This window comes from Luteibacter sp. NPDC031894 (assembly GCF_050273135.1).
Classification (GTDB): Bacteria; Pseudomonadota; Gammaproteobacteria; order Xanthomonadales; family Rhodanobacteraceae; genus Luteibacter.
This window is the reverse complement of record NZ_JBNNMV010000005.1, coordinates 183,263-201,924: the sequence shown is the minus strand read 5'-3', so window position 1 is coordinate 201,924 and position 18,662 is coordinate 183,263. Positions and strand designations below refer to the sequence as shown.

Below are 18,662 nucleotides of genomic sequence, written 5' to 3'. Positions count from 1 at the left end.
GCGCCCCACAGGAGCATCCCATGAAAACCGCCCTCGGCCTGGCCACGGCACTCATCGCATTGGCCGCGCTTCCCGCGCTTGCCCAACATACTCACAAGGTGATTCCCGCCGCCGCTGTCGTCGACGTTCCCGATGACGCCGTCAAAGCTGGCGATGACTTCGACCGGTACGTCAATGGCGCTTGGGCGAAAACCCACGCCGTGCCTTCCGACCGCAGCTGGGTCGGCACTTGGGCCGACCTCCAGGCCCAGGCACTCGCGCAGTCGCGCACGCTGGTCGAAGCGGCCGCGACCGAAGGCGCGCCGGTGGGAGTCCTCTATGCGAGCTATCTGAATCAGCCGGCGCGAGACCGCCAGGGTCTCCGCCCGCTGCATGGATGGTTGGCCGACATCGACACCATCCGCGACGGTCCGGCGCTCGCCAACGAGATAGGCCGTCTCGCACGGATCGACGTCGCTGGATTCGTGTTGCCAGCAATCGGCGAGGACGACGGGCGTCCGGGTCATCGGGTGTTGAGCTTGCGCCAGGGAGGCCTGGGCCTGCCGGACGCCAGCGCATACCAGGCATCGGAGGGCGCTGGCCGCGCGCGCCGCGATGCCTACCGGACATTCCTCATCGCCATGCTCGCGTCGACGGGCGTGGCTCAAGCGGAGGCCGGCGAGCGCGTCGATGCGGTGCTCGCCTTCGAATTGCGCCTGGCACGAGCGCAAGTAAGCCGCGAGGTGGAACGCGATGCCGCGCACTCGTACCACCCGATGAGCGTGCGAGAACTGGAAGCACGCATTCCTGGGTTCGCGTGGCACCGATGGCTGGCAGGGCTTGGCGCCGCTCGCGTCGATCGGATCATCGTCCCGCAGCCGGAGGCCCTCCGTGCACAGGCCGCGGTAGTGCGCGCCACGCCGCTGCCTGTGCTTCGCGACCATCTCAAGCTGAGGCTCCTGAGCACCTATAGCCGATACCTGGATGCCGACACCACCGCGGCGCGATTCGACTATTTTGGCAAGGCGCTGAGGGGCACGCAGACGGAGGCGCCCGCATGGCGACGGGGCGTCGAGCTGGTGACGAACTTGTTGCCGGAAACACTGGGTCGCACCTACGCGGCACGATATTTCCCTGCTGCCGCCAAGCACCGGGCGCGGGCCATCGCGGAGTCGGTGCGCGCTGCCCTGGTTGCGCGTGTAAGCGAGGCCACGTGGTTATCGGAGACGGCACGACGCGAAGTACGGGAGAAACTGCAGCGCACACGCTTGCATATCGGTTATCCCGATACGTGGCCCGCCACTCCGGCGGCGGTGTTGCGCGACGATCGACTGGTGGAAAACGTGGCGGGCATCCACGCGTGGCGATTCGCCCGCGCCGTAGCAGAGCTCGACCTCCCGATCGAGCGCGACGAATGGACCTCTCCGGTCAGCGTGCCCAACGCCTATGCGAGTGCATCGGCCAATGAAATCATTTTCCCCGCCGCCGTATTGCAACCCCCGATGTTCGATCCCTCGGCCGACCCCGCGGCCAACTATGCGCGCCTGGGTGCGACGATCGGACACGAACTGAGCCACCTCTTCGACGACCAGGGTAGGCACTACGATGCGACTGGCCAGCTACGCGAGACGTGGAACGCCGCCGACGTGCGCCAGTTCGACGTCAAGGTACATGCATTGGTCGAACAACTCGCCACGTACACGCCGTTGCCGGGAGAGCACGTCAACGGCGACCTTGTCATCGGTGAGTCGCTTGCCGATCTTGCCGGCGTCCAGGCCGCGCACGACGCCTTCCTGGCGACACCCGGGGCGGTAGCGGAAGGGCGCCGCGTCGCCGACCGCCGCTTCTTCATCGCATGGGCGCAACTGTGGCGAAGCACGTACCGCCCCGAATACCTGCGCACCTTGTTGCACACGGACGCCCATCCGCCCGGGGCCGTGCGCCTTTCCATCGTGCGCAACCTCGATGCCTGGTATGACGCGTTTCAGGTGAAGGCGGGGGATCGCTTGTTCACCGAGCCCGCTGAGCGCATCCGTATCTGGTGAGGTGGACGCGGGAAGGCACCCAAACATTATGTCCTCGACAGCCATACGCCTTCCCGCGCGTCTCTCGCCAGGCACGCCCGGCCTGCATCGCGGCGCTATACTCCAGCCGCCGCTCAAACATGCGGCGGACTGCAGAAGAGACCCTCCGTCGGCAGGACGAAGTCTCCGGTTCCAAGCCTCGCGGCTGGCCGGAACCGTTGACGATTCGCCGCATCGAACCCACCGGTTTCGGAGCGTGTACTCATGCCTATCAACGAAGAACGACTCAATGCTTTCCTGGGAAAGGCGGTCGGCGATATCGGCGCCGCATTCAGCGCGGTGCTGGTCCTGCTCGGCGACGAGTTCGGCTTGTACAAAGCCTTGGCGAAGGATTCCCTGACGCCGACGGAGCTCGCCTCCCGCACGGGCACCAACGAACGTTACGTACGCGAGTGGCTCGGTAACCAGGCCGCCGGCGGTTATGTGGACTACGACTCGACCGCGGGCAAGTACCGACTCAACGACGAACAAGCGGCATGCCTTGCCGATCCCGCCGGCCCGGTCGACCTCTCCGGCGCGTATGAAATCGCGCTGGCGCTATTCCACGCGTATCCGCGCGTGCGCGAAAACTTCCGCACCGGTGAAGGCATGGAGTGGGGCGAGCACCACCCCTGCCTGTTCCATGGCGTCGAGCGCTTCTTCCGCGCCGGCTATAACTCGAACCTGATCGATGCTTGGCTTCCTGCGCTCGACGGTGTCGTCGACAAGCTGGGGCGCGGTGGCAAGGTCGCCGACATCGGTTGCGGCCACGGCGCGAGCACGGTGTTGATGGCGCAGGCTTTCCCGGCATCCCACTTCGTCGGCTACGACTATCACGCGCCGTCGATCGACGTCGCCCGCGAACGTGCGAAGTCGGCTGGCGTGACCAACGCGACATTCGAACAGGCGGATGCATCGGGATACGCGGGCCGCGACTTCGACCTCATCGCGTTCTTCGACTGCCTGCACGACATGGCCGACCCCGATGGCGCCGCCCGCCACGCACGGGGTGCCCTGAAGGACGACGGCACCTGCATGGTCGTCGAGCCCCATGCGGGTGACAGCGCAGCCGAGAACCTGAATCCCGTCGGGCGCGTGTATTACGCGGCCTCGTCGATGATCTGCGTGCCGGTGTCGCTGGCGCGCCACGGCCCGGCCCTCGGCGCGCAGGCGGGGGAGGCACGCCTCCGTCAGGTGATCGTCGACGCCGGTGGCTTCCGTCGCTTCCGGCGCGCCGCCGAGACACCTTTCAATATCGTGCTGGAAGCAAGGCCATGAAGGACGCATGATGGCAGGCGCCGCGGCCCGCCCGCGGCGTCCTTGCCATGAACCACGAGGTGATCGCCATGCAGAAGCCCGACGTCAAGGTGTTCTTCGACGAGGCGAGCAACACCTTCAGTTACGTGGTTTGGGATCCCTCCACGCTGATGGCGGCCGTGATCGACAGCGTGCTGGATTACGACGCGGCGGCGGGAAGGATCCACCACGCGTCGGCGGATGCGATGGTCGACTTCGTCAGGGCGAACGCATTCACCGTGCAATGGGTCATCGACACGCACGTGCACGCGGACCACCTCTCCGCGGCCGCCTATGTGCAGTCGGTGCTCGGTGGCCGCGTCGCCATTGGCGAACACATCGTCACCGTGCAGGAGTCCTTCGGGCGATTGCTCAACACCGGTGAAGACTTCCGGCGAGACGGCAGTCAGTTCGACCACCTCTTCACGGATGGCGAGCGTTATCGATTGGGAAGCATTGAGGCGATCGCCTTGCATACGCCTGGGCACACACCGGCTTGCATGACCCATGTCATCGGTGACGCGGCCTTTGTCGGCGACACGTTGTTCATGCCCGACTACGGCACCGCACGTTGCGATTTCCCCGGCGGCGACGCGCGGACGCTCTACCGATCGATCCGGAAGCTCTTTGCACTTCCCGACGAGACGCGTCTCTTCCTTTGTCACGATTACAAAGCGCCGGGGCGTGATCGCTTCGTCCACGAAACGACGATCGTTGCGGAGCGCCGGGAGAACATCCACCTCCATGACGGCATCGACGAAGAGGCCTTCGTCGCCATGCGGACCGCACGCGACGCGACGTTGCCGGTGCCGAAGCTCCTACTGCCGGCCGTGCAGGTGAACATGCGCGCAGGCGCGCTGCCGCCGCCCGAGTCCAACGGCGTGAGCTACCTCAAGATTCCGCTCAATAGCGTCTAGTGCCGCCGCTCGGGGCGGTTTCGACGGCGACCTATGCGCGAATTCGGCACGCACCTCCGCATTGGCAGGATTCCTGCGGGAAAGTGGCCTTGACCGTCCGTGGATTGACCACGGGCGGTTCGCATGTTCTGACGTCCGACGGGCGCAGACTGCATCCACCAACCCACGAGGACCACCACCATGCGCAACCCGACTCGCACCCTGCTCGCTACGTTCGTGACGCTCGCCCTCGGTATCGGTGCGGTAAACGCACAAACCGCTCTTGCCGGATTGGGACAGGCGTGGCCGAATGCCACCGACGTCAGCCGCAGCCCGAACTTCCACGTCTATGTCTTCCAGCGTGGCAACACGCGCTACATCCAGGTCAACGATGGCAACGGCAACGTGCGTGGTGCATTCCAACGCACGCCCTATGTCTTGGGCGGCCTGCCCATCGGCGTTGATGCGGAACACCTCGCCACGCCCGACGAGCCGCTGCCGGCGCCTGCCAGCACGGCGGGTGAGACTGTCTACAAGGACGACTCGGTCCAGCTGTTCGTTGCTCCGCAGCCCGATGGCACGATGCGGATGATGCTCGTCCCGGCGGAATGCAAGAATCCGGTCGAGTGCACCACGCGGGGCAACTGAGGCGCCGCGGTACGCAAAGCTTCTGGGGATGGCCGGCAGGGGCCGTCCTCAGCGGTGGGGCAGGATGGTCGCTTCGCGAACCCCGTGGCTCGCCGCGATGCGGCGGGCCACGCGCACCCCAAACAGCAGCGATGTGGAGAGGACGAAGGCCAACACAGTCTGCGCCTGGATCATCGCCGGGTCCTGCAAGTGGAAGGACGTCGAGGCCATCGCGATGCTGGCGAGCATGCCGCCGATCGCACTGCCATGCCACCCATGCCGCAACGTCATCAGCACGACAGGGAGCGCCATAGCGATCCGCGTGGCTTGCAACGCGCCATCGCCCGCCTGGGACGAGAGGAACATCAGCAGGGCGAGCGAGGGAACGACGATCAGCAGGGCGTCGCGCGTCAGGTGGCTATGCCATACGGCGTTCCATGTGACGACCCCCTTGGGTTGACCGGCGAGGCGTTCGCGCAAGGCCATGATGGTCGGTGTCAGCGTCAGCGCGCCCAGATAGGCGCCCAAGGTCCACGCCAGGAAGATGGGAAGCGTCGCGGATGGCGAGGTGCCGTCGTCCATGACGACCGTGGACAAGGTCAGCGAGTTATCCAGCGCGCTGAGCAGCGCGCAACCCAGCGTCGCGCACATCACCATGCCCATGTTGATCTGCCCATCGTCGCGCAGGAGCGTGCTGCGCGAGCGTAGCCACCCGACCACGGGCATGCAGACGAGGATGAGCGGAATGGACGTAAGGGCGGCCCACAGGGTGCCGTAGAGATGCGCATTCAGCGCGGCGCTTTCGGCAGTCGGGAGGGCTTCGCCGATAGCAAGAGCGATCCAGTAACGCTTCGGAACGAGGAGGAGGCAGGCGAGGCGGAGGCCGGCGGTGAGCGTCCAGTGGGAGAACGAAAAATAGCGGGTGACCTCGTAACAGGCCGCATAGGCGCCCGCGACGGCGAGGTAGCGCCCCCAGGTCAACGGATCCATGTTCGCTCTGCCCACGATGTCGCCCCCCACTCTCGCTCGTCCTGACACGGGTGGCCAGCCGATGACGAGGCACTTCATCCACTGACCGCTGCTGGCCCGAGTTCCTGGCGGCACCCAGGAGGTTCTCGATCCTGGCCTAGTTTGAAGGTATAGCGGCCCCTTCGCCATCGACTGAATAGCGTTTTCGACGATTTGCCGAATACGCGCCGGGATTTATCCGTGTCACCAGCGGAGCACGCGGCGGCCGACCAGTGCCCCGAGGGCCGCCGGGATGAGCATGCCAAGCAGGTACCAGGTGGACCAGAACGGCGTCGCCATTTCCGGGCAGTGAAGGCAGTACGCGACCGTGCCGGTCGCGCCCGCCAGAAGCCCCACGGCGGCGCCGGCAAGGCGCGGCCGGACGGGAGCCATGCCCCGAACCGCCCAGAGCATCGCCACGAAGGCAGGCATGGCCAGCATGGCGATGAGGATGGGACAGACCCGCCAGGTATGGCCCAGGATCAGCGGCAGGTGGGTGCCCGCCGCTGCATGGGCAAGGATCCAACCCATCGCGATCCAGCCCAGCGCGACCGGTGCCGCCAGTACCGCCCAGGCGCCGCCGACGTGCACGCCTGGCCGAGCCAGGCGTGCCGTGACCCAAAGGGCGGAAGCGGCGATGGCGCTCGCGTAGCACAGCCGGAACCAGAAGTTCGGCATGCGGATGGCGTCTTCGATGTCCGGGCGCACGCCCAGCATGGCCACCATGAGCAGCAGCGCGGCCACGAAGCCGGCGACCCAGGCAAGCGCGAACCGGCGCGCCGGCGCATGCCGATCCACCGGTGGCGCCTGGGTGGCGAGCAGGGCGATGAGGTCGTCGGTCTTCATGCGTGCCCCCGGATGCGCGCCGCCAGGGCTTTCAGCCCTCGGTGCACGCCTACCTTCACTGCGGATTCGGACATGCCGCTGCGCTCCGCGGCTTCCGCGACCGAGAGGCCCTCCAGCTTGACGAGCTGGATGGGCACGCGATGGCGGTCCGGCAGGGCCTGTAGCAGGAGGCTGACGTCGCGGCGCGCGTCGGTCGAGGCGGTGTCGGACGCGACGAACAGCCCCCCGTCGTCCTCGAAGGGCTCATTCAGGGCTTCGCGACGGGAATGGGCTCGGAAGAAATCCATCAGCTTGTAACGGGCGATTGCGTGGACCCAGGCAGTGAGTGGTTGCTCGAGGCGGTAGGTGTGCCGCGCGTTGTGCACGGCCAGCAAGGTTTCCTGCAGGATGTCCTCGACGTCGGCCTGCGCGCGGGGCAGGCGGCGACGCAGGTAGGCCCGCAGGTGGCCCGACAAACCGTCCAGGAAACGTCGGTAGCTCGTCGCGTCCCCCGCCAGCCCCGCCACGAAACTCGCGCGCAGTTCCATCTCCGCCGGCGGCGTGCCGGCCAGGCGTCCTTTCGCGATCTCCGCGCTTGCCTGCCGACTCTTCATCGACAGGGATTTAGCCGTGCTTCGTCTGACATCGCAATAGCCTCGATGTGGGGGCAACGGTCCCGCGGGAAATGCCGGGAGGGCGAAAGGCCATGGCGTCGCGCGGGTGCTCATGCCTTCCTGTTCGTTGCCGCGCCCGCTTTGGTTACAGCGGCCGCGACGGCACGCGCAAGCCGGCTGCCATTTCAACTCGCCTGTAACCGGAACGCCGCGAACGGCGAATTTCCCCATGACACGGACATCCCGTCCGTTTTCCAAAGGAGCATCCGCATGAATCGTCACGCCGTATCGCTTGCCCTCTCGTTGGCGGCCCTGGTCGCCGGTGTCGCGCATGCCGACAACGACGCCGCCAAGCCCGCCATGGAGAAGTGCTGGGGCATCGCCAAGGCCGGGCAGAACGATTGCGCCGCGGGACCCGGCACCACTTGCGCGGGCACGGCCAAGGCCGATTACCAAAAGAATGCGTGGAAGCTGGTGCCCGCCGGTACGTGCACGTCGATCGCGACGCCGAAGGGCCACGGCTCGCTCAGCAAGGGCTGACCAGGTGCGCGGGTCGCTCGGCGCAGGAATGGGCTTCAAGCCGCAACATATGGACGACGCATTGCATTGCGCCGCACCCGGCATGTGGTTCGAGGTCCACCCCGAAAACTACCTCGCCGAGGGCGGCCCGCGCCCGGCGATGCTCGATGCCCTTGCGGAACGCCATCCGGTATCGCTCCATGGCGTATCGCTCTCGCTGGCCGCGGCAGGCCCACCCGACGCGCAGCACCTGCGCCGCTTGCGCCGGCTGGTCGACCGCGTGAAACCCGTGTTGGTGTCCGAGCACCTGGCATGGTCGACCTGGGCCGGAACGTATGTTCCCGACCTCCTGCCGTTCCCGCGCACGCACGAAGCATTGGCTCGCGTGGTGGAAAACGTGCAGCGGAGCCAGGATGCGCTCGGGCGGAAGCTCTCGCTGGAGAACCCAGCGCATTACCTCGCCCTCGCGGGGCACGACTGGAGCGAAACCGATTTCCTGGCCGAACTGGTCCGTCGGACCGGCTGTGGGTTGCTCCTCGATATCAACAACGTCCACGTCAGCGCTCATAACCTCGGCACGGACGCTCGCGACTACCTCGATCGGTTTCCCCTTCGCGCAGTCACTGAAATCCATCTCGCCGGCCATGCCATCGATGAGGGCGATGCAGGCGGCCTGCTCGTGGATTCGCACGATGCGCCGGTCGCCGATGCCGTGTGGGGTCTCTATCGCCACGTACTCTCGCTGGCGGGTGCGCGCCCGACGCTCATCGAGCGCGACGGCAAGGTGCCTTCATTCGACGAACTGCATGAGGAATGCGTTCTCGCGGATGCGTTGCTTGCCGAGTGCCGGGAGGCCGCATGAGCGGACTCGCCGCGTTCCAGGAGCATTTCCGATCGGCTTTGTTCGACGAGTCGTCGACGTTTCCTCCCGCGGAGCTGGCCGCCTTCGCCGTGTACCGCAACACCGTGATGCGAGCCTGTCTGGACGCGCTCGAGGCAAACTTCCCATCGGTGGCCTGCCTCGTCGGACGTGAATGGTTTCGTTCCGCCGCGGCGCTGCATGTCATGGCCGACCCGCCGCGCGACGCGCGCCTCGCCATGTACGGCGAGACATTCCCTGCATTCCTTGCCGGCTTCGAACCGGCCGCCGTGCTGCCCTACCTCGCCGACGTGGCCCGCCTCGACCGCCTGTGCTCGGAAAGCACGGACGCGGCGGAAGCGACGCCGCTCGGCACGCGGCACCTGGCCGCACTCGCCCCCCAGGCGCTGAACGGCTTGCGCCTGCGCATCCACCCGGCGACGCGCTGGATCGCATCGGCACTACCGGTGCGCACGATCTGGGAAGCCAGCCGCGCCGGCGAAGCGGTGCGAGATGACCTGCTTTGGGAAGCCGAGTGCGCCGTGGTAGTCCGCGTGGCGCACCACGTGCACGTTATCCCGGCCGGCCCCGTCGACATCGCCTTGCTCGATGCGTGCGTCGCCGGCGCGAGCCTTGGCGAGGCCGTACTGGCGGTGGCGGAACGACACAGTGACGCCCGAATCGACCTCACACTTTCCGGGCTGTCGCGGTCCGGTGCATTCGCCACTTCATGAAGGAACCCGCCATGGCATCCACCGTCGTCACTTCCGCCCGTCCCACGCTGCGCACCCGCTGGAATGCGCTTGCCGATCGCCTCGAGCGAGCGGTCGGTCACGACCTGCTGGCGCTGGCCGGCCGCTTTTCCATCGCGGCGATCTTTTTCCAGTCGGGGCGCACGAAAGTGGAGGGCTTCCTCACCGTCACCGAGAGCACGTACGAACTATTCCGCAGCGAATACCGGCTACAGCTGGTGACGCCGGAGATCGGCGCGCACATCGCGGCGAGCGTGGAGACGTTCGTGCCCGTGCTGCTGGTCCTCGGCCTCGCCACACGTTTTTCCGCCTTCGTGCTACTCGGCATGACGACCATCATCGAGATCTTCGTCTATCCCGACGCCTGGCCAACACACCTCTCGTGGGCGGCGATCCTGCTTTACCTGATCGGCCGCGGCGCAGGGCGCGTGTCGCTCGACCGGGCCCTCGGTATCCGCTGAGGGTTCCGTCGCGCCGCCGTGTGCATCGAACTATTCTGAAATCGGGTGCGGTTTGGGTCATGCACCGGCGGCGGCGGGCACACTAGACGGGTGCGAAGCCGCGCCCGTTCGGGTTGCGCGACGCAGGTCCGTCGACTGCCGCCGCGCTCGGCGGGACGTCGGTCCATCCAGCGCACTCGAAGAGTCATCCAACCATGCCTTCCCACCACCCGCCATCCAGACGGGTCACCCCGCTAGAAGGGACGGATTCCCCGTCGGCGCACTTCCATCGGCACAGGTTCCAGGCGGAGTGCTACGGCACCCTGGCCTGCAGCATCGTTTACGACCGTCGCGAATTCGGCACGCGCTGGCGGGACAGCCAGGGCGACTACGATCGGGCGACCCCACCGCTGCCGGCGGAGTGGCTGCCGTGCTGGGAAGGCAAGGGCGGTCATCTGGTCGTGCCTCGTGACCATGAAGCGCCCATTTTCCCCGGGCTGGCCGAGCTCGAGTGGACGGCAAGGGACGGCAGCAGGCACGTGACCCGGCTGGACTTCGATGCGCTCGCCAGGCAGGAACCACGGGTACGCGGACTGCCGATGGCGGACGTTCCAGCCAGGGAAGGGCCGAGGATTCTCCTCGTCGTCGACGACCGCACGGTCCACGTCTACATGCGCACGTGCGTGAGCGAAGGCGTCGAGCAACACGTCGACGGCTGGTTTGCCTGCTGGACCGAGGTGACGTCGGTCTGGAGTCGGACGTTCTGACGAGGGAGAATCCGGCAAGATGGATCCGCGCCTTGTAACCGGATGGCCCGTGGTCACGAATTCATCCATGCCATCCCGGCAATTCCTTCCTGTCACGGAGAACCATCATGCATACCGCCACCCATAGCATCGCCGCTGCCGCCGCCGTCTTCGCCGTCTCGGTCGCCGCGATCTCGGCGCCGGCCCACGCCGCGGAACAGGGCGCCGGCAAGACGGTGCATTGCTACGGCATCAACAGCTGCAAGGGCACGTCCGACTGCAAGTCGGGCAGCCACCAGTGCAAGGGCATGAACGACTGCAAGGGGCAGGGTTTCAAGGCCGTGTCGGTCCAGCAATGCAAGGCCCAGGGCGGCAGCACCACCGAACCGACCAAGTAAGATCCATCGCCCGGCCGCTCTTGCGGCGGCCGGGTCCCTCGTCCTGGAGCGCAGCATGTCCCACCCTTCACCGACACCGTTGTCCGGCTTCGGGCTAGGCCTGCGCATTCCGCACTACAACGAGTTCATCGAGACCGCGCAGCCCGTCGATTTCCTGGAGGTAATCTCCGAGAATTTCATGGTCGATGGCGGCAAGCCGCTGGACGTGATCGCCCGTGTGCGCGAGCGCTACCCGGTGGCGTTGCACGGCGTGTCGATGAACATCGGCTCGAGCGACGGCGTCGACATCGATTACCTGCGGCGCCTGCGCCGGCTCGCCGACCGCATCGAGCCTTTATGGATCTCCGACCATCTGTGCTGGACAGGCATCGACGGATTCAATTCGCATGACCTCCTGCCGCTGCCTTATACCGACGAAGCGCTGGAGCTCGTCGCGGCGAACGTGCAGGCCGCGCAGGATGCTCTCGGAAGGCCACTCGTGCTCGAGAACCCGTCCACTTACCTGGCCTTTCCCGAAGCGGGCATGAGCGAGGCCGCCTTCCTCGGCGAGCTTTGCGCGCGCACGGGGTGTTACCTCCTGCTCGACGTGAACAACATCTACGTCAGCGCGACCAACCAAGGTGTCGACCCCGACGAATGGCTGCGGCGGCTCCCGCTGGACCGCGTCCTCCAGGTCCACCTCGCCGGGCACAGCCAGGGGCGCGACATGCTCGTGGACACGCACGACGCACCAGTCCCCGATCCGGTCTGGGCGCTGTATGCGCGCTTCATCGAACGATTGGGCGACGTGGCCGTGATGATCGAGCGCGACGACCACATCCCGCCGCTCCCCGAACTGCTGGCCGAGGTGGCGCACGCGCGCGACCTGGCTCGCGCTGCACGTCGACACGCCGTATGAGCCTGAGGGACCGACAGAGGGCGTTCGCCGTCGCGCTGGCGGCGGGCGCCGTTCCCGAAGGCATCGACGCGAAAGGCATGGCCGTCTACGCGAACAACTACCGCGGCCAACTCCGTGCGTGCCTGCGCGAGACCTATGAAAAAACCGTCCTCTGGCTGGGGGACGACGCCTTCGATGCGAACGCCACGCGCTACATCGACCGCCACCATCCGTCGTCCTGGACGCTCGACGCCTATGGCGAGCACTTCGTTCGCTGGCTCGAGGACAGCTACCCGGCGGACGTCGAGGTGGGCGAGCTGGCGTGGTTGGACTGGTACCTGCGTCGCGCATTTTCCGGGCCCGACGCGGAACCGATGGCCGTCCGCGACCTCGTCGCCGACGACTGGGACAGCGTCGAGATCGATTTCGTACCGACGCTGTGCTTCAGGCCCATGCGCAGCAACGCGGTCGCCATCTGGCGCGCGATCGCGGACGGTGCCACGCCCCCGCCTGTCGTCATCGTCGCTGAAGGGGTGGGAGCCCGCGTCTGGCGCCACGGCCTGTCCCCCCGTTTCGCGAGCATGACTGCCGACGAGTCCACCTGTCTGGACCTCGCCCTGGCCGGCGCCAGTTTCGGCGAAATCTGCGCCAGCCTGGGCCGCTTTTACGACGACGAGCAGACCGCTCGCATCGTGGGAGGGTGTCTGGGGGCGTGGACCGCCGAAGGGATGATCCGCGGGCTGCGCCGGTGATCGACGATGCCCACCTCACGCACGGGCTGGCCGGTGACCATCTTGCACCGGATTGGCCGCCGCTGACCCCGGAGGAGATCGCCTTCGCCATCGCGCACGTCCCGGCCCTGGGCGGGCTGGTCGCCGTGGACTGGCGTAGCCCACGACCGTTGTCCGCGGCGGCGCTGGCCACGACGACGACCGGGCGGGTTTTCGTGAAGCGCCACCATCGGAGCGTGCGTGACGAAGCCACATTGTCCGAGGAGCATCGCTTCGCCACGTTCCTGCGCGAGCAAGGCCTCCCCGTGCCGCGCATTCACCGCGCCCCGGACGGCGCGACCGTGTTCGGTTCGGACGATTGGGTGTACGAATTGCACGACCCTGCGCGCGGCGTCGACATCTATCGCGAAGCCTTTTCGTGGTCGCCCATCGATGGGGAAGGGCACGCCGTGGCGGCGGGACACATGCTTGGAACGCTGCATGCGGCGGCCGAAGGCTACGACGCGCCACAGCGACGCACGCACATCCTCGTCGCCCGCGCCGATCTGCTCGCCTCGGCGGATCCGCTGGCAAAGCTCGCATGCGAGTTGCCCGAGCGTCCGGCGCTGGCGCGCTACCTCTCGGGTCGCGACTGGCGACGCGAGATCGGTGCGGCCATCGCGCCATGGCACGGGCTCGTGGCCCCAGCGCTTGCCCTGCAGCCCCGCCTCTGGACGCACGGCGATTGGCACGTCTCCAACCTGTGCTGGAGCGGCCCGGAGCACGACGCGTCGATCACCGACGTGCTGGACTTCGGCCTGAGCGCCGCGACGCTCGCGCTGTTCGATCTCGCCACCGCCATCGAGCGGAACGCCATCGCCTGGTTGGACATCGCCCGAGGCGATATCGGGCGGCACGACCTCGCGCTCGCGCTCATCGCGGGTTACCGCTCGGTCCGTCCCCTCGACGCCGCCTCGCTGGACCTGCTGGCCAACCTCCTGCCCCTTGTGCACGTGGATTTCGCTCTCTCCGAAGTCGAGTACTTCGAAGGCGTCACGGGCCGCAGGGACCACGCCGACGTGGCCTACGACACCTTCCTCCGGGGGCATGCCGCCTGGTTCACCGGCGGCCATGGCCGGGCGATGCTGGACGCGATTCGCCACATCGCCTGACGTTCGTGGTTCAATAGGCGTTCTAGAAGCGGGGGTGCCCGGCAATCGCCGGGCTGAGAGAGTCCCTTGGAACCTGACCCGGTTAGTACCGGCGTAGGGAGCTTGCAGAACCATGGTGGCCGTTGCGGCTACGTGGTTCGCCGTCGCTTCGTCCGTGGACCCGAAGACGACGATGACCTATTCCCGAAGCCCGCTTTTCCTCGCCCTGCTGCTCGCCGCGGCCACCGCCCACGCCGCCGACGATGCGTCGACGCCGCAACAGGCGCGTACGCTTCCGAGCGTGGACGTCCACGCGACCACGGCGAACAGCTACCGCGCCACCGACTCCCAACTCGACACGTTCGGTAGCTTCGGCAGTGCGCCGTTGCACGACACGCCGGCTGCCATCACGGTGATCACCCGCGCGCAGATCGACGACCGGCAGCCGCGAAGCCTCAGCGAACTGGTGCGCGGCGATGCCGCGATCAACGACAACTACGCGCCGGCCGGTTACTACCAGGACGTCTCCATCCGCGGCTTTCCCCTCGACCTCGCCACCGGTTTTCGTTTCAACGGCATGATCATGTCGGCGGAACAACTGCTGGCGCTGGAAGGCAAGGAGCGCGTGGAGGTCCTGAAGGGGCTCGGTGGTCTGGAGGCCGGCGTCGTCGAGCCGGGTGGCCTCGTGAACTACGTGAGCAAGCGCGCCGCGAACGTGCATACGCTGACTGTCGGCACCGACTCGCATGGGTCGAATTACGAGGCGCTGGACCTCGGAGCTTGGTTCTCGCCGACCTTCGGCATGCGCGTGAACGCGGCCCACGAGGACACGCACGCGGCCGTCGAGCATACCGATGGCCGGCGCAGTTTCGTCTCCGTCGCGGCGGACTGGAAGATCACCGACAAAGCCACGCTGTTACTCGATACCGACTACCAGACCAGCGGACAGCGCTCGGCGTCCGGCTATCAATTGCTCGGTGGGTCGGAGATACCACGGCATGCGAGTCGCACGCGCCTGCTCGGTTACCAACCCTGGCAGCGGCCAGTGGGCATCCACTCTAGCAACAGCGCGCTGCGCTTCAACTACCGCTTCAGCGACACCTGGAACGCGCAGGTGTCGGCCGGGCACAGCCATACGGTGATCGACGACAACGTCGCGTTCGCCTATGGCTGCTTCTACTCGGCGGACTGCGCCTCCGGGGCCACGCCGGGCTACTTCTTCGCACCGAACGGCGACTACGACGTCTACGATTACCGCAGCCCCGACGACACGCGACAGAACGACGAAGTGCGCGGTGTCCTCACCGGCAGCTTCGCCACCGGATCGCTCGATCACGAACTCAACGTCGGTGCGACGTCGTTCCGCCGCACGGTCGACCAACGCGCGGACGTGTACGACTACGTGGGCACGGCGAACATCGGCGATCGCGTGGTGCCGGTGTTCGATCCCTCGCCCAATCAACCCGGCCCGTCGGTGCGCCGACTGACGAGCTGGCAACGCACGCTGTTCGCGATCGACCGCGTACATCTGGGCGACACGTGGCAGGTTCTGGCCGGCGCGCGCCATGTCCGCCTCGACGAGCGTGCCTACGACGACGCGGGTGCACCGGAACGTCAGACGCGCATGAGCAAGACGCTTCCGCAGGCCGCCGTCCTCTGGCAGCCCGGTGACGCGCTGACGACCTATGTCAGCTATGGCGAGGGCCTGTCGCTCGGCCGCGAGGCACCGTACTGGACGTCCAATGGCGGCACGACGCTTGCGCCGCTGCATTCGCGCCAGGTGGAAGCGGGCGTGAAGGTCGCCGTGAACGATGCGCTCGACCTGCAGGCGGCGCTGTATCGCATCCGCCAGTCGTACCAGTTCGCGCGGCCCGACGGCACGCCCGAAGGCTTCACCTTCGTGCAGCAAGGGCAGGAAGTGCATACCGGCGTCGAAGTGAACCTCGCCGGACGCGTCACCGAAAACCTGCGGTTGACCGCGAGCGCGAACATCATCCGCGCCCGCGCGGAGAATACGGGTGCACCGGATTATGAGGGACACCAGGTCGTCAATGTGCCGAAGTGGCGTACGGCGGTGTACGCCGACTACAGCCTCCCGTTCGTGCAGAACCTCGCGGTCCTCGGCGGCTGGCGTTACGCGAGCGCCAATGTCGCGACGCCGGACGGCATGCATCGCGTACCTGCCTATCACGTCTTCGACGCCGGTCTTCGTTACACCACCAGCGCGAACGGTCACGCGCTGACCTTCCGCCTCAACGTCGACAACGTTTTCAACCGCTTCTACTGGCGCGACACGGGAAGCTCGGGTGGCGACAGTTACCTGTTCCCGGGCATGCCGCGCCTCGCACGCCTGTCGATGACGTATGACTTTTGAGCTTTCGCCTTTCGAGGTGTCCGCCGCCGTGGTCAGTGCGGTAGCTGTCTGGCTGACGGCGCGGCGCAACCCGTGGTGCTGGCCGGTGGGCCTGGTATCGGTTGTCGCGTATGCGTGGATCTTCGTCGACGCGAAACTCTATTCGGACACGTTGTTGCAGGCGATCTTCGCGGTGCTGATCGTGTACGGGTGGCATCGCTGGCTGCGCAACCTCGACGACGACGGGCATGTGCGCGTCGCCAGCCTGTCGCCGCGCGAAGCGGTCGTGCACCTCGCCATCGGTAGTGCGGCGGCGCTGGCGCTGGGTTACGTCATGCACCGCTATACCGACGCCTCCTTGCCTTGGCTGGATGCCGCGCTGACGGCGTTCAGCCTCGTCGCGCAATGGTGGCAGGCGCGCCGGCACGCCGCGGCATGGTGGCTGTGGATCGTGGTGGACGTGATCTATGTCGGTGAGTACATCTATAAGTCGTTGCCGGTCACGGCGGTGCTTTACGTGGCCCTGATCGTCCTGGCGGCCATGGGCCTGAAATCCTGGCGTATCGCCCGCTCGAACCCCGTCGGACCCTGACGTCTGGCACCGGCGCACAGTTGGCGGTGCGCCCTACGATGGGATAAAGCCACGTAGCACGAGGTGAACGATGCGCCTGTCCCTGCTTCTCCTGCTCGTCCTCGCGTTCCCGCCCGCTTGGGCCGCTGACATTCCGGCGCCCTTGCAGGCCGCTCGATCGGCCGCGGCCGGAACGTGGCAGGGCCGAAGTGCTTTCGCCGCCGAAGGCAAACAGGAAAGCGAAGGCTTCGTCAGCGATTGGCGCGAGACGGTCGATCGCCGCTCGGGTGCATGGCGCGTGTCGGTGTCCCATCCGATACGCTCCTATGCCGACGGCGCGGACGCGAAAGGCCGCTGGCACCAGGATATATCCGGCGGCGTACATCCGTTCGATTCGCGGGAAGCGCAACAGGTCGCGGTGACCGAGGGCTGGTTGTTGCGGATGGGCTGGTTGGACGCCGACGATGCGGTGTACGGTGCGCCGACAGTCGACGGTGGCCTCTTGCGCGTCGACGCCACGGCGCACGCCGGACGTACCGTTACGCTCTGGCTGGATCGCACATCGGGGCGCGTGACGCGTGCACAATGGCGCTCGTCGTTTTTTACCATGACACGCGACTTCGCCGATTACCGCGACGTCGGCGGCGTCGCCTTGCCTCATCGCATCGTGACGGTCGCGAAAACGGACAGCGGCACCGAAGACAGCAACGACACGGTACGCATCGATCGCTACGCGTTTCCGGATACCGCGAGGATCGCCACGTCACTGGCGCGGCCGCCGCTCTTGCCCGGGGACGTCGTCATGCGCGGGAGCGCACGCGAGGCCTCGACACCGATGACACTGGAAGGCGGCGCGCTCCTCGTGGACGTATCGATTGACGGCGCGAAGCCGCTGCCGTTCATCCTCGACACCGGTGGGCACGCCATCCTTACCGAGGCGACGGCGAAGGCGCTCGGTATCAAGGGGCAAGGCAAGGGCGTCAGTACGGGATCGGGCCCCGGATCGATGACGGTCGCCTATGCGCGCGTCGCCTCCATCGCCCTCGGCGATGCGGAGATCCACGACCAGACGGTCCTGGTGATGCCGTTCGGATTCAGTTTCTCCGATCGCGGCGATCGCACGCCCGTCGCCGGCATTCTTGGGCTGGAAGTGTTCGAGCGGTTCGCCGTCACCTTCGACTACGACCGGAAGCAGCTTCTCCTCGCCCCTTTCGACCACGGCGCCGCGCCCCTGCCGGGCAAGGGCACGGCCGTGCCGCTGCGCTTCACGTTCGACATGCCGCTGGTGGATGGCGCACTCGACGGCAAGCCGGGGGCGTTCGGCATCGACACCGGCAATAGCGGCCACCTCCTCGTCTTTCCGCAATGGATGCAACGCAACGGCCTGTTCGATCGCTACAGCAAGGGCTATGCCTTGGGTGGAGGCGGTGGCGTGGGCGGCGCCTTCGTCTCCCGCATCTCGCATATCGACTCGCTCGCCATCGGCGATGTCACCGTCCATGGCCATGTGGCCCAGCTGACGCCGCCGGATGCAGGTGCCACCGCCAACGTGAGCGAAGCGGGAAACATCGGACAGGACGTCCTCTCGCAATTCCTCGTGCACGTGGATTACCGGCGCGCTGCCATGGTCCTCGCGCCGCGGACGTCGAAGCCGGCGGGTCCGTGGAACCTCGACCCCGGCATGCGTCTGGGCCGCAAACCGGAGCGGCCGGACCGTTTCGCGGTGGCGCTGGTGGTGCCGGGGAGTCCCGCGGCGAAGGCGGGCATCAAGCCCGGCGACGCCATCCTGAGCGTCGACGGCGTGTCCGCGGCGAAGCTCGGCAACTGGGGCATCCGCGATGTCTTCAACCAGGCGAAGCCGGGACAGAAGGTCGTCCTGGGCATGGCCACCAGTCGCAGGGTGACGCTGGAGCTTTCCGACTTCGCGCCGTAACCAAACCGACCGGTTTTTCAGAATCGTTCCATGGGCCCCGTCGAT

The 18,662-nt window shown here is 66.8% G+C and carries 19 protein-coding genes and 1 riboswitch; of the genes, 16 read left to right on the top strand and 3 right to left on the bottom strand.

The genetic code is table 11. The annotated features are described in order from the left end of the window. The first annotated feature begins 20 nt into the window (after positions 1 to 20). The 4 genes from ACQKIE_RS14560 (at position 21) to ACQKIE_RS14545 (ending at position 4,882) form a co-directional block, all read left to right on the top strand. Positions 21 to 2,024 carry a M13 family metallopeptidase gene (locus tag ACQKIE_RS14560; RefSeq protein WP_427460315.1) on the top strand — a complete coding sequence of 668 codons (2,004 nt, stop codon included), beginning with the start codon at positions 21 to 23 and terminating at the stop codon, positions 2,022 to 2,024. 243 nt (positions 2,025 to 2,267) lie between these two features. Then, positions 2,268 to 3,320: a class I SAM-dependent methyltransferase gene (locus ACQKIE_RS14555; protein ID WP_427460313.1), complete on the top strand. Its 1,053-nt coding sequence runs from the start codon at positions 2,268 to 2,270 to the stop codon at positions 3,318 to 3,320. A 68-nt stretch (positions 3,321 to 3,388) separates the two neighbouring features. Continuing rightward, on the top strand, positions 3,389 to 4,255 hold the full coding sequence (locus ACQKIE_RS14550) for an MBL fold metallo-hydrolase (RefSeq protein WP_427460507.1): 867 nt from the start codon (positions 3,389 to 3,391) through the stop codon (positions 4,253 to 4,255). Positions 4,256 to 4,435: 180 nt separating this feature from the next. Continuing rightward, positions 4,436 to 4,882 carry a hypothetical protein gene (locus ACQKIE_RS14545; protein ID WP_427460311.1) on the top strand — a complete coding sequence of 149 codons (447 nt, stop codon included), beginning with the start codon at positions 4,436 to 4,438 and terminating at the stop codon, positions 4,880 to 4,882. A gap of 48 nt (positions 4,883 to 4,930) precedes the next feature. Here the strand turns inward: ACQKIE_RS14545 and ACQKIE_RS14540 are convergent, their stop codons facing one another. The 3 genes from ACQKIE_RS14540 to ACQKIE_RS14530 all read right to left on the bottom strand — a co-directional run bounded on the left by ACQKIE_RS14540 (position 4,931) and on the right by ACQKIE_RS14530 (position 7,308). After that, on the bottom strand, positions 4,931 to 5,851 hold the full coding sequence (locus ACQKIE_RS14540; protein WP_427460309.1) for an MASE1 domain-containing protein: 921 nt from the start codon (positions 5,849 to 5,851) through the stop codon (positions 4,931 to 4,933). A 222-nt stretch (positions 5,852 to 6,073) separates the two neighbouring features. Beyond that, entirely contained in the window at positions 6,074 to 6,715 is a 642-nt protein-coding gene (locus ACQKIE_RS14535; protein WP_427460307.1) for a DUF1109 domain-containing protein, read from the bottom strand. Next, positions 6,712 to 7,308 (bottom strand): sigma-70 family RNA polymerase sigma factor, encoded by a 597-nt coding sequence (locus ACQKIE_RS14530; RefSeq protein ID WP_427460305.1) that lies wholly within the window; start codon positions 7,306 to 7,308, stop codon positions 6,712 to 6,714. The genes ACQKIE_RS14535 and ACQKIE_RS14530 overlap by 4 nt, the downstream gene beginning before the upstream one ends. A 270-nt stretch (positions 7,309 to 7,578) precedes the next feature. On the opposite strand from ACQKIE_RS14530, the gene ACQKIE_RS14525 reads away from it, so the two are divergent. From ACQKIE_RS14525 to ACQKIE_RS14470, 12 genes are all read left to right on the top strand, one after another. Next, complete coding sequence (locus ACQKIE_RS14525) at positions 7,579 to 7,848, top strand: DUF2282 domain-containing protein (RefSeq protein WP_427460303.1); 270 nt, start codon at positions 7,579 to 7,581, stop codon at positions 7,846 to 7,848. Then, positions 7,769 to 8,689: a DUF692 domain-containing protein gene (locus ACQKIE_RS14520; protein ID WP_427460301.1), complete on the top strand. Its 921-nt coding sequence runs from the start codon at positions 7,769 to 7,771 to the stop codon at positions 8,687 to 8,689. The genes ACQKIE_RS14525 and ACQKIE_RS14520 overlap by 80 nt, the downstream gene beginning before the upstream one ends. Further along, positions 8,686 to 9,420 (top strand): putative DNA-binding domain-containing protein, encoded by a 735-nt coding sequence (locus ACQKIE_RS14515; RefSeq protein ID WP_427460299.1) that lies wholly within the window; start codon positions 8,686 to 8,688, stop codon positions 9,418 to 9,420. The genes ACQKIE_RS14520 and ACQKIE_RS14515 overlap by 4 nt, the downstream gene beginning before the upstream one ends. An 11-nt stretch (positions 9,421 to 9,431) precedes the next feature. After that, positions 9,432 to 9,899, top strand: a complete 468-nt coding sequence (locus ACQKIE_RS14510; RefSeq protein ID WP_427460297.1) for a DoxX family protein — start codon at positions 9,432 to 9,434, stop codon at positions 9,897 to 9,899. A 194-nt stretch (positions 9,900 to 10,093) separates the two neighbouring features. Continuing rightward, complete coding sequence (locus ACQKIE_RS14505) at positions 10,094 to 10,645, top strand: hypothetical protein (RefSeq protein ID WP_427460295.1); 552 nt, start codon at positions 10,094 to 10,096, stop codon at positions 10,643 to 10,645. A 107-nt stretch (positions 10,646 to 10,752) separates the two neighbouring features. Then, positions 10,753 to 11,022: a hypothetical protein gene (locus ACQKIE_RS14500; protein ID WP_427460293.1), complete on the top strand. Its 270-nt coding sequence runs from the start codon at positions 10,753 to 10,755 to the stop codon at positions 11,020 to 11,022. A gap of 55 nt (positions 11,023 to 11,077) precedes the next feature. Beyond that, the gene (locus tag ACQKIE_RS14495; protein ID WP_427460291.1) at positions 11,078 to 11,920 is read left to right on the top strand and encodes a DUF692 domain-containing protein; all 843 of its coding nucleotides are present in this window, start codon (positions 11,078 to 11,080) and stop codon (positions 11,918 to 11,920) included. Further along, positions 11,917 to 12,651: a DNA-binding domain-containing protein gene (locus ACQKIE_RS14490; RefSeq protein WP_427460289.1), complete on the top strand. Its 735-nt coding sequence runs from the start codon at positions 11,917 to 11,919 to the stop codon at positions 12,649 to 12,651. Before ACQKIE_RS14495 ends, ACQKIE_RS14490 begins: the two co-directional genes overlap by 4 nt. Then, on the top strand, positions 12,648 to 13,781 hold the full coding sequence (locus ACQKIE_RS14485; RefSeq protein WP_427460287.1) for a phosphotransferase enzyme family protein: 1,134 nt from the start codon (positions 12,648 to 12,650) through the stop codon (positions 13,779 to 13,781). Before ACQKIE_RS14490 ends, ACQKIE_RS14485 begins: the two co-directional genes overlap by 4 nt. 20 nt (positions 13,782 to 13,801) lie before the next feature. Further along, positions 13,802 to 13,898, top strand: a riboswitch (TPP riboswitch). 55 nt (positions 13,899 to 13,953) lie between these two features. Next, a complete protein-coding gene (locus tag ACQKIE_RS14480; RefSeq protein ID WP_427460285.1) occupies positions 13,954 to 16,134 on the top strand; it encodes a TonB-dependent siderophore receptor in 2,181 nt (726 codons plus the stop codon). Continuing rightward, positions 16,124 to 16,705: a nicotinamide riboside transporter PnuC gene (gene pnuC, locus ACQKIE_RS14475; protein ID WP_427460283.1), complete on the top strand. Its 582-nt coding sequence runs from the start codon at positions 16,124 to 16,126 to the stop codon at positions 16,703 to 16,705. The genes ACQKIE_RS14480 and pnuC overlap by 11 nt, the downstream gene beginning before the upstream one ends. Before the next feature lie 70 nt (positions 16,706 to 16,775). Next, positions 16,776 to 18,617, top strand: coding sequence for an aspartyl protease family protein (locus ACQKIE_RS14470; protein WP_427460281.1), 1,842 nt, complete (start codon positions 16,776 to 16,778; stop codon positions 18,615 to 18,617). Positions 18,618 to 18,662 lie beyond the last annotated feature (45 nt).